Origin of the sequence: Streptomyces sp. NPDC019396 (assembly GCF_040632375.1) — a bacterium.
Lineage (GTDB): Bacteria > Actinomycetota > Actinomycetes > Streptomycetales > Streptomycetaceae > Streptomyces.
Genome location: NZ_JBEYBS010000012.1, coordinates 129,815 through 142,928, shown reverse-complemented (window position 1 = coordinate 142,928; position 13,114 = coordinate 129,815). Strand labels below are relative to the sequence as shown.

Annotated in this window: 12 protein-coding genes and 1 tRNA gene; 8 read left to right on the top strand and 5 right to left on the bottom strand. The window is 70.8% G+C overall.

Going from position 1 to position 13,114, the window contains the following annotated elements; all coding sequences use genetic code 11:
- Positions 1-487 precede the first annotated feature (487 nt).
- The 6 genes from ispD (at position 488) to ABZ532_RS16305 (ending at position 6,735) form a co-directional block, all read left to right on the top strand.
- Positions 488-1,237: a 2-C-methyl-D-erythritol 4-phosphate cytidylyltransferase gene (ispD, locus tag ABZ532_RS16330; protein WP_361283153.1), complete on the top strand. Its 750-nt coding sequence runs from the start codon at positions 488-490 to the stop codon at positions 1,235-1,237.
- Entirely contained in the window at positions 1,227-1,733 is a 507-nt protein-coding gene (ispF, locus tag ABZ532_RS16325; protein ID WP_361283151.1) for a 2-C-methyl-D-erythritol 2,4-cyclodiphosphate synthase, read from the top strand. Before ispD ends, ispF begins: the two co-directional genes overlap by 11 nt.
- 159 nt (positions 1,734-1,892) lie before the next feature.
- Positions 1,893-2,300, top strand: a complete 408-nt coding sequence (locus ABZ532_RS16320) for a PPOX class F420-dependent oxidoreductase (RefSeq protein WP_361283149.1) — start codon at positions 1,893-1,895, stop codon at positions 2,298-2,300.
- Between the two features lie 118 nt (positions 2,301-2,418).
- Complete coding sequence (gene cysS / locus ABZ532_RS16315) at positions 2,419-3,819, top strand: cysteine--tRNA ligase (protein ID WP_361283147.1); 1,401 nt, start codon at positions 2,419-2,421, stop codon at positions 3,817-3,819.
- Positions 3,820-3,972: 153 nt separating this feature from the next.
- Entirely contained in the window at positions 3,973-4,923 is a 951-nt protein-coding gene (gene rlmB / locus ABZ532_RS16310) for a 23S rRNA (guanosine(2251)-2'-O)-methyltransferase RlmB (protein ID WP_361283145.1), read from the top strand.
- Positions 4,924-5,025: 102 nt separating this feature from the next.
- Positions 5,026-6,735, top strand: coding sequence for a DoxX family membrane protein (locus ABZ532_RS16305; RefSeq protein WP_361283144.1), 1,710 nt, complete (start codon positions 5,026-5,028; stop codon positions 6,733-6,735).
- 69 nt (positions 6,736-6,804) lie between these two features.
- Here ABZ532_RS16305 and ABZ532_RS16300 read toward each other — a convergent pair whose 3' ends face one another.
- From ABZ532_RS16300 to ugpC, 3 genes are all read right to left on the bottom strand, one after another.
- Positions 6,805-7,521, bottom strand: coding sequence for a nucleotidyltransferase family protein (locus ABZ532_RS16300; RefSeq protein WP_361283142.1), 717 nt, complete (start codon positions 7,519-7,521; stop codon positions 6,805-6,807).
- Positions 7,522-7,598: 77 nt separating this feature from the next.
- Entirely contained in the window at positions 7,599-8,021 is a 423-nt protein-coding gene (locus ABZ532_RS16295; RefSeq protein WP_361283140.1) for a hypothetical protein, read from the bottom strand.
- Positions 8,022-8,222: 201 nt separating this feature from the next.
- Positions 8,223-9,359: a sn-glycerol-3-phosphate ABC transporter ATP-binding protein UgpC gene (ugpC, locus tag ABZ532_RS16290; RefSeq protein ID WP_361283138.1), complete on the bottom strand. Its 1,137-nt coding sequence runs from the start codon at positions 9,357-9,359 to the stop codon at positions 8,223-8,225.
- A 181-nt stretch (positions 9,360-9,540) separates the two neighbouring features.
- Between ugpC and ABZ532_RS16285 the strand changes: the two genes are divergently transcribed.
- Positions 9,541-9,617, top strand: a tRNA-Thr gene (locus ABZ532_RS16285).
- Positions 9,618-9,948: 331 nt separating this feature from the next.
- Here ABZ532_RS16285 and ABZ532_RS16280 read toward each other — a convergent pair.
- Entirely contained in the window at positions 9,949-11,340 is a 1,392-nt protein-coding gene (locus tag ABZ532_RS16280; RefSeq protein WP_361283316.1) for an FAD-binding oxidoreductase, read from the bottom strand.
- Between the two features lie 242 nt (positions 11,341-11,582).
- Between ABZ532_RS16280 and ABZ532_RS16275 the strand changes: the two genes are divergently transcribed.
- Positions 11,583-11,804, top strand: coding sequence for a hypothetical protein (locus tag ABZ532_RS16275; RefSeq protein ID WP_361283136.1), 222 nt, complete (start codon positions 11,583-11,585; stop codon positions 11,802-11,804).
- Between the two features lie 17 nt (positions 11,805-11,821).
- Here the strand turns inward: ABZ532_RS16275 and ABZ532_RS16270 are convergent, their stop codons facing one another.
- The gene (locus ABZ532_RS16270; RefSeq protein WP_361283314.1) at positions 11,822-13,003 is read right to left on the bottom strand and encodes an FAD-dependent oxidoreductase; all 1,182 of its coding nucleotides are present in this window, start codon (positions 13,001-13,003) and stop codon (positions 11,822-11,824) included.
- Positions 13,004-13,114: the final 111 nt, after the last annotated feature.

Genomic DNA, 13,114 nt, shown 5'->3' with positions numbered 1-13,114 from the left:
CGGCGCTGTTCCGCGCCACTCACCCGTTCACGGTGCAGACGCAGACGGACAAGAATCAATGCCGCGGTGCCCGCTGACCAACTGATGAGTTGCGTCGCCGGGCACTGCGGCATGTTCGTACGATCGCCCTCGAACCGCGTACATACCCGCGTACTCGTACCCGACGTGTCCTACCCCTGACCCCTGATACCGATACCCGACTTCCCCCGTCCGTCCCGACCTCGCGGCCTTATGGCATCCGGCGAACTCACGGCGCCCAGCGCGACTCGCCCGACCAAACGTCACGGAAGGTTCTGGTCAAGGCGTCGTGCCCGGCGCTCCCCCCGAACCGGAGACTTCAGCCGGGGGTACCTCCCAGGCCATACCCACTCCAGCCGAGGACACAAACCTGACCGAGGCCATCCAAGCCCTGGTCATGTCGATTCGGAGGGGTGCCGGGGAGTCTCGGGAGTTTCGGGGGGAGTCCTCGACCACCGGAGTGGAACCGATGTCAGACCACACGCGCACCGGCCGCACCGCCGCGGTGATCCCCGCGGCAGGCCGGGGCGTTCGGCTCGGCCCGGGCGCGCCCAAAGCGCTCCGCACGATCAGCGGCACCCCCATGCTGATCCACGCCGTAAGGGCCATGGCGGCCGCCAGAGCCGTCTCGCTCGTCGTCGTGGTCGCCCCGCCGGACGGCGCCCCCGACGTCAAGCACCTGCTCGACGCGCACGCGCTCCCCGAGCGGACCGACTATCTGGTGGTGCCGGGCGGCGAAACCCGCCAGGAGTCCGTACGCCGCGGCCTGGACGCCCTACCCGAAACGGTCACCACCGTCCTGGTCCACGACGCGGCTCGTCCGTTGGTCCCCGTCGACACCGTGGACGCGGTGATCGAGGCCGTACGGGACGGGGCTCCGGCGGTCGTCCCCGCGCTGCCGGTCGCCGACACCGTCAAGCAGGTCGAGCCGCGCGCCAAGGGCGAGCCCGAGCCGGTCGTCGCCACTCCCGAGCGTGCCCTGCTGCGCGCCGTGCAGACCCCGCAGGGGTTCGACCGTGACACGCTCCTGCGCGCCCACGAGGCCTTCGCCGCCGTGAGCGGCGACGGCGCCACGGACGACGCCGGAATGGTGGAGCGGCTCGGCGCGCCCGTCGTGGTCGTGCCCGGCCACGAGGAGGCGTTCAAGGTGACCCGCCCGCTTGACCTCGTGCTCGCCGAGGCAGTACTCGCCCGCAGGAGGGCCAACGATGGCTTCTGACAGCTCTGCCCCCGCCCTGCCGCCCATGCCGCTGATCGGCATCGGCACCGACGTCCACGCCTTCGAGGCCGGCCGGGAGCTGTGGTGCGCCGGGCTGCTGTGGCCCGGCGAGGACGGCCTCGCCGGGCACTCCGACGGCGATGTCGCGGCCCACGCTGCTTGCGACGCCCTGTTCTCGGCCGCGGGAGTCGGCGACCTCGGTGCCCACTTCGGCACCGGACGTCCCGAGTGGTCCGGGGCCTCGGGGGTCGCCCTGCTCGCCGAGGCCGCCCGGATCGTGCGTGCCGAGGGCTTCGAGATCGGCAATATCGCGGTCCAGGTCATCGGGGTACGGCCGAAGATCGGCAAGCGCCGCGACGAGGCCCAGCAGGCGCTGGGCGCGGCGGCCGGTGCGCCCGTCTCCGTCTCAGGCACCACCACCGACGGTCTCGGGCTGACCGGCAGGGCCGAAGGGCTGGCAGCGATCGCCACGGCGCTGGTCTTCCGCGCGTCCTGACGTGGTGCGGGCGGGTGTGTGGGGTAGACGCGGAGGTGACGTTCCACCACTCCTGTGATCGCCGTGGTCCCCGGGATCGCGGCGATCCATGTGATCACTGTTGATCCGCGTGGTCTGCGTTGATCCCCGTGCACCGAGTTCCGGAAGGAAAACAGCACTGTGACCGCCTCGCTCAGCGACAAGCTCAAGGAACTGCTCGACAGCCCCCAGTTCGTGAACATCGCCACGATCCAGCCCGACGGCAGCCCGCAGGTCTCTCCCGTCTGGGTGAAGCGGGACGGGGACGACCTCCTGATCTCGACGACCGTCGGCCGCCGCAAGGAGAAGAACCTCCGGCGGGACCCGCGGGCCACCGTGGTCGTGCAGCCGTTCGACGCGCCGTACACGTACGCCGAGATCCGTGGCACCGCCACCCTCACCACCGAGGGGGGTCAGGAGCTGATCGACGAACTCTCCCTCAAGTACACCGGCAAGCCGTACGCCGAGTTCAACCCGGCGGCCGGTCAGGACGCACCCCGCGTGGTCGTCCGGATCACCCCGCGCAAGGTCGTCGGCGCGCTCGCCTGAGCCGGCGGTCACGGGCTCCCCGTGGTCCGCGAGCTCTGCGCGCTCCGCGTCGTCACAATCCGCCCCGCGTCCCGTAAACGGGCGCGGGGCACTGCCCGGGGCCCACTACTCTTGAGTGGTGACTATTCGGCTGTACGACACCAGCGCCCGGCAGATCCGTGACTTCGTCCCGCTCACGCCGGGTTGTGTCTCGATCTACCTGTGTGGCGCGACCGTGCAGTCCGCCCCGCACATCGGGCACATCCGGTCAGGACTCAACTTCGACATCATGCGCCGCTGGTTCGCGTACCGCGGCTACGACGTCACGTTCGTCAGGAACGTGACGGACATCGACGACAAGATCATCACCAAGGCCGGCGAGCAGCACCGCCCCTGGTGGGGCATCGGCTACGAGAACGAGCGCGCCTTCAACGCGGGCTACGACGCACTCGGCTGCCTGCCCGTCACGTACGAGCCCCGGGCCACGGGTCATGTCCCCGAGATGATCGAGATGATGCGCGGCCTCATCGAGCGCGGCCACGCCTACGCCGCCGAGGGCAACGTCTACTTCGACGTGCGCTCCTACCCGGGCTACCTGGAGCTGTCCAACCAGGACCTCGACGACCTGCGCCAGCCCTCCGGCGAGGGCGAGACCGGCAAGCGCGACCCGCGTGACTTCGCGCTCTGGAAGGCCACCAAGCCCGGCGAGCCGTCCTGGGAGACCCCCTGGGGCCGGGGGCGTCCCGGCTGGCACCTGGAGTGCTCGGCCATGGCGCACAAGTACCTGGGTTCCGCCTTCGACATCCACGGCGGCGGCATCGACCTGATCTTCCCGCACCACGAGAACGAGATCGCCCAGGCGAAGGCCTTCGGCGACGACTTCGCCTCGTACTGGGTGCACAACGGCTGGGTGACGCTGGCCGGCGAGAAGATGTCGAAGTCCCTCGGCAACTCGGTGCTCGTCTCCGAGATGGTCACCAAGTGGCGCCCCATCGTGCTGCGCTACTACCTGGGCACCCCGCACTACCGCTCGATGATCGAGTACAGCGAGGAGGCCCTGCGCGAGGCCGAGTCCGCGTTCGCCCGCATCGAGGGCTTCATCCAGCGGGTCACCGAGAAGGCGGGCAAGCCGATCGCCCCCGCGGCCGAGGTGCCCCCGGCCTTCGCGGAGGCCATGGACGACGACCTCGGGGTGCCGCAGGCCCTCGCGATCGTCCACACCGCGGTGCGCCAGGGCAACTCCGCACTGGCCGCCGACGACAAGGATTCCGCGGTCGAGCGGCTCTCCGAGGTACGGGCCATGCTCGGGGTACTCGGGCTCGACCCGCTCGACCCGCGCTGGGCGGGTGAGACCGACCGCGGCGACGATCTGCACGGCGTCGTCGACTCGCTCGTGAGCCTGGTGCTCCAGCAGCGCGAGGCGGCCAGGTCCCGCAAGGACTGGGGCACGGCGGACGCGATCCGGGACCAGCTCAACCAGTCCGGCCTCGTGATCGAGGACGGCCCCGACGGCCCGCGCTGGACGCTCGGACCGCGCTGACCAGCGACAGTGTGCCGCCCGGGGCTCTGGGCGGCACACTTTGTTACGTGCGCGACGTACACGTGCACGCGTAGACGGACTTCGTAAGCGAAGTAAGCGACGTAAACGAAGTAAACAGACGAACGAACTCAAAGATCCAGGGAACAGGTAGTCATGGCCGGGAACAGCCAGCGCAGGAACCGTCGCACGTCCAACAAGAAGGGCGCGACGGTCGGCAGCGGTGGCAACCGGCGCCGCGGCCTCGAGGGCAAGGGCCCCACGCCGCCCGCCTCCGCGCGCAAGGGCCATGTGAAGAACCGGGTCGCCAACGCCAAGGCCAAGCAGGCCCAGCGCCGCCCCGTCGCCCGCCGCGGCGGCAAGGGCTCGTCCGAGATGGTCGTCGGCCGCAACCCCGTTTTCGAGGCACTGCGCGACGGCGTGCCGGCGACGATGCTGTACGTCCAGCAGTTCATCGACAACGACGAGCGGGTGCGCGATGCGCTGCAGCTCGCCGGGCAGCGCGGCAACATCCACCTGATGGAGGCCCCGCGCGCCGAGCTGGACCGGATGACGGGCGGGCTCAACCACCAGGGCCTCGTGCTCCAGGTCCCGCCGTACGAGTACGCCCACCCCGAGGACCTCGCGGCAGCCGCCTTCGACGACGGTGAGGACCCGCTGATCGTCGCACTCGACGGCGTCACCGACCCCCGCAACCTCGGCGCGGTCGTCCGCTCCGTCGCGGCGTTCGGCGGCCATGGCGTGGTCGTACCGGAGCGCAGGGCGGCCGGTATGACGGCCGGAGCCTGGAAGACCTCGGCCGGCACGGCGGCCCGCACCCCGGTGGCCCGCGCCACCAATCTGACCCGCGCCCTGGAGGCGTACCAGAAGGCCGGAATCACGGTGGTCGGCCTGGCTGCGGACGGCGACGTCGAGCTCGGCGAGCTCCCGGCGCTGGGCGGCCCTGTCGTCATCGTCGTCGGCAGCGAGGGCAAGGGCCTGTCCCGCCTCGTCGGTGAGACCTGCGACTTCCGGGTGCGCATCCCGATGCCGGGCGGCGCGGAGTCGCTCAACGCGGGCGTCGCGGCGGGTGTCGTGCTGTACGAGGCGGCGCGCCGCAGGAGCTGAGCAGGGCGGGGGCTGGAATCATTCCTGGTCAGGCGATCTTGACGGGCCTCGGACATTTCGAGCCCGTCAAGGCAGTGTCCTATCGACAAGTCACTCGGTTAGATGAGTGTGGACACCAGAACGCCCCGGCCCGGGTTCGACGAGACGCCCTTGAGCATGGTCAAGGTGAACTGCGATCCCGCGCAGGTCATCGTGAACCACGCCAGCTTCCGGGTGAAGCTCGGCCAGAGCCAGACCGTGCGCGGCGCGCGCGGCATGGCGGACACTGCCAGGATCCCCGTGGTCGGTGGCACGCGCGCGGGGGCGCGCCGTCGTACACCCGTTGTGTGGAGCGGGAGATCCGCACCGGGCGACCCGGGGGCGACCGGCCTGCTGCAGGCCGTGCGCAATTCCGGCTCCGCGTACACGGACCCGCACGCGGGCGCGCACGCCGGTGACGCGTACGGCAGTGGCCCGTACGACGGCGGCGCGTACGACGCCGGGACCACCGGATTCCGCGGCACGGACTACGACCGGCCCGACCTCGGCTCCGGCGATCCGGCCATCACCGGTGCCACACAGGTGCTTCCCCGAGTCGGGCTCGGCTCCCGCCGTGGCGGGGCCGACGACACCCGGCCCTCGCCGGTCCTGGGCGGCGGAGGTCCGCTGCTGCCGCACATGCGGCGAGCGGCCGACGCCTACGACGCGTACGAGCCCTACGGCCAGGAGGCCGAGGAAGAGCCCGACTTCACCTATGTGATTCCCCAGCGGGAGCAGGCCGCCGACGCCGCCGTCCGGCACGCCTACTACCCCGGGCGCCGGATGAACCTCGGCGTCGTGCTGCTTCCTCTCCGGGTGTTCCTGGGCTTCATCTCGATCTACGCGGGCATGGGCAAGCTCTGCGACCCCGTCTACTTCGACGGCGGCGAACGCGGCTCCATGGTCAAGTGGCTGCACTCGCTGGACCCCTGGGCGATCGCCGGGCCACTGCGCGACTTCGCGCTCTCGCACCCGGTCGGCGCCGGGCTCACCCTGGCGTTCCTCCAGGTCGTCGTGGGCGTGCTCACCGTCCTCGGACTCTGGCAGCGGATCGCCGCCGTCGTCGGCGCCCTGCTCTCCGCCGCGCTGATCATGACGGTGAGCTGGCGCACCGCCCCGGTCTACGACGCACCGGACATCATGACCCTCGCCGCCTGGTCGCCGCTGATCATCGCGGGCGCCCCTGTCTACTCCGTCGACGGCCGCCTCGCCGGCGAAGCCTGGCGGACCCTGGGCCCGCGCTCCGAGCTGGCGGACCTCCGCCGCCGGGTGCTGCGCCGCGGCGGGATGCTCGCCGCGGTCGTGGTCGGGCTGACCCTGCTGGTCGGCTCGATGCTGGGCGGGGCCGTGCGCTCGTCGGAGCTCGTGACGGTGCCGGGTCCGAACGTGGACCCCACCAACCACCTGCCCGGCTCCCCGCTGCCCGAGGAGTCGGGGGAGCGCCATCCTTCTCAGGAGGCCAAGCGGCGCCCCGAACCCACCAAGAGCCAGTCCAGCAGCCCCGCGGCCGAGCGGACCGAGCCGTCGGATGCCGCCTCCGAGTCCGAGAGCACGGGGCAGGCGGGCACCCCCAGCGAATCGCAGGGCACGGGCAGCGAGTGGCAGCCGCCCTCCCAGTCGCGGCCGGCCGAGCCCCCGTCGGACAGCTCCGGCCCCTCGACGAGCGGCGGCGGCTCAGACTCCGGTGGCGGTCAGGGCAGCGGTGGCAGCACAGGCGGCGACGGCGGCTCCCGCAGTGGCGGGAGCGGCAGCAGCGGGGGCAACAGCAACCCGATCGGCGGCCTTCTGGGCTGACCTCCGGTATGCGCGGAGCCCCGGCCACCTCAGGGTGGCCGGGGCTCCGCGCATACGGGGAAAGGCGCTTCAGGAGCCGTGTGCCGCCAGCTCCTTGGCCGCCTCCGTCAGGTCCTTCGCGGTGTCGATGGCTCGCCAGTACGCCCCCTGCGGCAGCGGGAACCCGGCCAGCGCACGTTCCCGCGCCAGCCGCGGGAACGTCGTACGCTCATGGTCGCCCCGGTCGGGTAGCAGGCCGGTGAACTCCGCGGAGAACACGTACACGCCCGCGTTGATCAGGTACGGGGACGGCGGCGACTCGATGAAGTCGAGTACATGCCCGAACTCGTCGGTCTCCACGGCCCCCCACGGAATGCGGGGACGGGCGAGGGCGAGCGTCGCGGTGGCGTCCCGCTCGGCGTGGAAGGCGGCCATCTCGCGCAGGGAGAAGCGCGTCCAGATGTCGCCGTTGGTGGCGTACCAGGGCTCGTCCGGGTGCGGGAGGCTCTTGGCGGCGTACTTGAGGCCGCCGCCCCGCCCCAGCGGCTCCTCCTCGACCACGGTGGTGACGCGCAGCGGCAGCACGGCGCTGTCGAGCCACTCCTGGAGCACTTCGGCGAGATGCCCGCAGGACACCACGACGTCGGTCACGCCCTCTTCGGCCAGCCAGGAAAGCTGATGGCCGATGATCGGAATCCCGGTCCCGGGAATCTCGACCATCGGCTTGGGGCGGTCGTCGGTGTAAGGGCGCAGTCGCGAGCCCTGGCCGCCCGCCAGGACCACGGCCTGCGTCGGATACGCATGCATACGGGCACGATATGCGGTACCACGTGGATCACTTCGACGGGTCCCGGGTTATCGGGCCATCCGGGCGTAGACAGCGGTCAGCTGCCCTGTGCCTGCTGCGAGACACCGGCGGCGAACGACGTGTCGCAGACGGGCCGGGAGTACGACTGCGCCCGTGTCGGACCGTAGTGCTCCACCGCGGCGCGCCCGAGCTCCCGCGCGATCGTCATGCAGTGCTGCGCGAGCGACGGACGCTCCTCGACCTCGCGCTGGAGGTGGGTGAGCGCTGTACCCGGGTCCTTCTCCTGGAGCTCGGCGAGCAGCTTGTCGCGCAGAACGTCCTGCGGCGCACGGGACTTGGCGGGGACCGATACATTCTGCGAAGACGCGGTGAGCATCTGCGACTCGCTGTGACGCCCGGCCCAGGGGACGCTGGTGACCGCGAGAGTTCCTGAGAGCACCAGGACGACGGGCAGGACGAGGGCGAGGGAACGGCCGATACGGCGGGGTGTGGTGGTCACGCAGGCGAGCGTAGCGGCCAGTAGTGATTTGGCGACATTTGGTCACCCTTCCGAGGGATCGTTCGAGTGCATATTTCGAATAGGGTGTTGACGCGGCGGGGTGAACTGTCCGATCTGCCGGGGTATTTACGGGCGCATGGGAACGGCCCCTCCTCGCCGAAGCGAGGAAGGGCCGCCCACACAACTCCCCGGAGGGGATGCTCAGTCGCTGAGGCGCTCGCCCGTCGACGTCGAGAAGACATGCGTCTCGCCCGGCTGCGGTACGACATGCAGCTCGGCGCCCTTGGCCGGCACGTTCCGCCCGCTCACCCGGACCACCAGGTCCTTCGGCTCGCCGTCGACCTCGGCGCTTCCGTACACGTAGCCGTCCGCACCGAGCTCCTCGACCACGTTGACCGTCATCGCGAGACCGGCGGGCGCGTCCATCGTGCTCTTCGACAGCGCCTGCGCGGCGGCACCGTTCAGCTCGACCACATCGAAGTGCTCCGGCCGCACGCCGACCGTCACCGTACGGTCGCCCCGGTCGGCGGCTGCGGCCAGCGCCTCACGCGAGACGGGCACCACGCTGTTGCCGAACCGCACACCGCCGTCGGTGATCGGCACCTCGACCAGGTTCATCGCCGGAGAGCCGATGAACCCCGCGACGAAGAGGTTCGCCGGCCGGTCGTACATGTTCCGCGGGGTGTCGATCTGCTGGAGCAGCCCGTCCTTCAGCACCGCCACCCGGTCGCCCATCGTCATGGCCTCGACCTGGTCGTGGGTCACGTACACCGTGGTGATCCCGAGCCGGCGCTGGAGCGAGGCGATCTGCGTACGGGTCGACACGCGCAGCTTCGCGTCCAGGTTCGACAGCGGCTCGTCCATCAGGAACACCTGCGGCTCCCGCACGATGGCCCGCCCCATCGCCACCCGCTGCCGCTGACCACCGGACAGCGCCTTGGGCTTGCGGTCCAGGTACTCGGTGAGGTCGAGGATCTTCGCCGCCTCCTCGACCTTCTGCCGGATGGTGTCCTTGTCCACCCCGGCGATCTTCAGCGCGAAGCCCATGTTCGCGGCCACGGTCATATGCGGATAGAGCGCGTAGTTCTGGAACACCATGGCGATGTCCCGGTCCTTCGGCGGGAGGTGGGTGACATCGCGGTCGCCGATGCGGATGGCTCCGCCGTCCACGTCCTCCAGGCCCGCGAGCATCCGCAGGGAGGTGGACTTGCCGCAGCCCGACGGGCCGACCAGGACGAGGAACTCCCCGTCCGCGATCTCGATCTCGAGCCCGTCGACGGCGGGCTTGGTGGAGCCCGGATAGATCCGGGATGCCTTGTCAAAGGTGACAGTGGCCATGCTGATGTGTCCCTTCACCGGCAGGAACGTGCCGGACGATCCGAGTAAAGGAAGGATGGGTCCAGTCCACCAGGGTGAACGTCCAGGTGACGGTACCTGGCGAGGTCCGTTTTGTCAGCAGCCTCCGGGCAGTGGAATTCTCGGACGGGTCCGCTCGAGTCCGGTTACAATCTTCCGCAGCGCCTCCTTAGCTCAGCTGGCCAGAGCACCGCTCTTGTAAAGCGGGGGTCGTCGGTTCGAACCCGACAGGGGGCTCCAGGGTCAAAGGCCCCCAGCCGCTCGGCTGGGGGCCTTTGACATCCACGTCCGACATCGACGACGGCGGTCACTCGCGGACGGGCCGCCGCTTGAGCAGCCGGTCCAGGCGACTGATCGTCTCCCGCTGCTTGTCCTGCACCCCATCCGTGAAGACGTCCGCCGTCAGGCGATGGCTGAATGCGTCAGGAATCGGACTCCACCCGTTCTGGGACGAGTTGGCCTCCGGTGAGTGTCCGACCGCGCGACGACGGCGACGCACAACGGCGGACGAGCGCGCGCGGACCGTCAGTGGGGATGGGGACGACGCCCCGAGCGCCCGTCGGTCCCGCCGTCAGCGCCGCCCCGCGATCTTGTTCGCGAGGGTCGCGATCCGGTCCGTCTCCGTGCTGCGCCCCGCGAGTTCGCGGCGATCGGCGGTGCGGAAGGCGGCGTACAGGGCATGGACGCCGAGCCAGCGCAAGGGTTCGGGTTCCCACTTGCGGACCTTGTGGTTGACCCAGGGCAGGGTGGTCAGGTCCGTAGTGCCGGACTGGCCGGAGTCCTGCTGGATGAGGTCGCGCAGGGTGCGGGCGGCGAGGTTGGCGGTGGCGACGCCGGAGCCGACGTAGCCGCCGGCCCAGCCGAGGCCGGTGGAGCGGTCGAGGGTGACGGTGGCGCACCAGTCGCGGGGCACGCCGAGCACGCCGGACCAGGCGTGGTCGATGCGGACGCCTGCGAGCTGAGGGAAGAAGCGGGTGAGGATGGCGCGCAGGTCGTCGATGGTGGCGGGCTGGGTGCGGCCGTCGTTGTCGGTGCGGGAGCCGTAGCGGTAGGGGATGCCGCGTCCGCCGATGGCGATGCGGTTGTCGGCGGTGCGCTGGGCGTACATGTAGGCGTGGGCCATGTCGCCGAGGGTTTCGCGGCCCTCCCAGCCGATGGCGTCCCAGAGCGCGGCCGGGAGCGGCTCGGTGGCGATCATGGAGGAGTTCATGGGGAGCCAGGTGCGGCGCTGGTGGGTGAGGGAGGCCGTGAAGCCTTCGGTACAGCGCAGTACGTAGGGGGCGCGAACGGTGCCGTAGGGGGTGACGGCGTGTTTGGGCTTGATCTCGGTGACCGGTGTGGATTCGTGGATGGTGACGCCGAGTGCTTCGACGGCGGCGGCGAGTCCGTTGACGAGCTTGACGGGGTGGATCCGCGCTCCGTGGGGGGTCCAGCTGGATCCGACGGCTCCGGCGACGCGGATGCGTTCGGCGGTGGCGCGGGCGCCGTAGAGTTCGCGGTCCTTCTCGCCGAAGGCGATCTCCACGGTGTGGAAGTCCCTGAGCCGCGCGAGTTGGGCGGGGGTGTAGGCGACTTCGAGTACGCCGCCGTGGTGCACGTCGGCGTCGATGTTCTCGGCGCGGGCGGTGTCGATGACCTCGGTGACGGTGTTGTTCATGGCCTGCTGGAGGCGTACGGCGGCTTCGTGGCCGTGCACTCTGGCGTAGCGGTCGCGGCCCGCGATGCCGTTGTAGAGCCAGCCGCCGTTGCGTCCGGAGGCGCCGTAACCGCAGAACCTGGCTTCCAGCAAGGTGATGTTGAGGAAGGGCACGGCCTTCTTGAGGTAGTACGCCGTCCACAGGCCGGTGTATCCGCCGCCGACGATGCAGACATCGGCAGAGGTGTCGCCGGGTAGGGGTTCCCGGGGTGCGGGGACGCCTTCCTGCGCGTACCAGAACGATATGCCGCCGTTGACGGTGCTCATCTCTTCCCTGCCCATGCGTGATCCGTGTGTGCCCGGACGTTACTGCTCCGGATCGGTTTTGGCGATGAGCGAGCGGGAGCGGTCCGTTACGCTCCGTTGATGATCGAATGATGCGGAGGCGCTGATGGCGCCGCCGATCAGGTGGAACGGGGAAGCCGTCGCTTCCGGGTGCGGGGCGGGCGGGGCTGTGTGAGTCTTGCGGCGTGGCCGGGGGGCCGGGGGTGCTGACGAGGGAGATGGTCATGGACCAGCTCGGAGACAAGCCCGAACAGATCCGGAAGCATCTGGAAGAGGAGAAGCAGCGGCACGCCCGTGAGGCGGGCGCTTCCCCTGGCGGTGGCGACGGGGCGTCGCGCGAGGCGCCGGGTGAGGACGCGTACGACGATCTGTCGGACGAGTCCCTGGGCGATCTAGGCGACGTGATCAGGAACGAGTCGTACCGGGGTGGGCCGGAGCAGGGGTAGCCGCTCCGGCTGCCTGTTCAGACCCGCGCGGGTACGAGGCGGCGGTTCACCGCCCGGACCGCGAGCATGGCTGCTTCGATGCCGCTGTTGAACGACACCTCGGAGAGCACCCCGGGGGCCGCGACCTGGTCCCCGGCGAGGAAGACACCGTCGCCGCGGTCGACGCGGGGGCGGTCCCGCCAGGTCGTGCCCGGCGGGTCCACGGCGCCGGTGCGGCCGTTCGCGACGGAGGTCCGCCGCCATGTGGTGCGTGCGCGCCAGTCCGGGAAGCCGAGGTCGAGCAGGCGTTCCGCGCGGGCGACGCCGTCGGCCTTCGACTCCCCAGGGGCGATGGGGAACTGCGCCTGGACGAGCTGTTCCCCCTCGGGGGCGAGGCCGGGGTCCTGAGCGGTGAACCGTTCGATCCAGCCCGGAGCGTCGAGGTCGGAGATGGCGAACAGGTCGCCCCTGCGGCTCCTGAGCGCCAGGTCCAGCAGGGCCGTACGGCCGCTGTCCCAGCGCAGGCCGTCGTCCCCGGTGAGCCTGCGGGCGGCGTCGAGCGAGGTGGCGACGATGACCGGGCCGTCCTCGGGGAGTGTCCGGACGCGGGCGCCGATCTCGATGCGTACGCCGTTGTTCCAGGCGTGCGCGAGCATCCGCTCGGCCATGGAGCCCCAGCCGCCGCGCACGTACCGTGCCTCGGGCGGAAGCTTGGTGGCGCGCCGCAGCCGCGCGTGGACGAAGGTGGCGGAGAGCGAGCCCGGGTCGTGGTGGAAGAGGGCCACGGCGGCGTGGTTGGCGGCGGCGCGGGCGCCGTCCTCGCCGACCTGTCCGGTGGCCCAGCTCAGGAAGTCGCGGTCCACGGGGGCCTGTTCCGGTGTGCGGCGCAGCAGCCGGAGCAGGGAGAGGGGCGGGGTCCTGCGGAGTGTGCCGCGGTGGTGCAGCCGCAGCCGGGTGACCTCGCGGGGCGGGAGCGGGGCGAGCGGTCCGATCAGACCGCGCCGGGCGAGCCAGCTCCAGTGCGGGCCGCCGCTGTAGAGGGCGTGGGGGCCGTCGTTGGTGCGGTAGGGGCCTGCATCGGTGCGGGCGCGGCCACCGGGGGTCTGGTGGGCCTCGTACAGGGTCACCCGGGCGCCCGCTTCGGCGGCGGTGATGGCTGCGGTGAGACCGGCGAGGCCGGCGCCGATGACGGTGATACGGGGCTTGCTCTTGGTCTTCACGTTCTTCACTGGACGCTCCGTCTTCACTGGACGCTCCGTCGGGTCGCGGTGTCACGGTGTTGCAGAGGAGACGGCGTGGGCGGGCCGCTTTGTGACATGCGGCGGCGGTCC

Excerpts from the sequence above, each read along its gene's own strand:
- ispF (WP_361283151.1), top strand. The coding sequence starts at position 1,227 with ATGGCTTCTGACAGCTCTGCCCCCGCCCTGCCGCCCATGCCGCTGATC.
- ugpC (WP_361283138.1), bottom strand. The coding sequence starts at position 9,359 with ATGGCCACTGTCACCTTTGACAAGGCATCCCGGATCTATCCGGGCTCC.
- ABZ532_RS16300 (WP_361283142.1), bottom strand. The coding sequence starts at position 7,521 with ATGCATGCGTATCCGACGCAGGCCGTGGTCCTGGCGGGCGGCCAGGGC.
- ABZ532_RS16275 (WP_361283136.1), top strand. The coding sequence starts at position 11,583 with ATGGACCAGCTCGGAGACAAGCCCGAACAGATCCGGAAGCATCTGGAA.
- rlmB (WP_361283145.1), top strand. The coding sequence starts at position 3,973 with ATGGCCGGGAACAGCCAGCGCAGGAACCGTCGCACGTCCAACAAGAAG.
- ispD (WP_361283153.1), top strand. The coding sequence starts at position 488 with ATGTCAGACCACACGCGCACCGGCCGCACCGCCGCGGTGATCCCCGCG.
- ABZ532_RS16305 (WP_361283144.1), top strand. The coding sequence starts at position 5,026 with ATGAGTGTGGACACCAGAACGCCCCGGCCCGGGTTCGACGAGACGCCC.
- ABZ532_RS16280 (WP_361283316.1), bottom strand. The coding sequence starts at position 11,340 with ATGAGCACCGTCAACGGCGGCATATCGTTCTGGTACGCGCAGGAAGGC.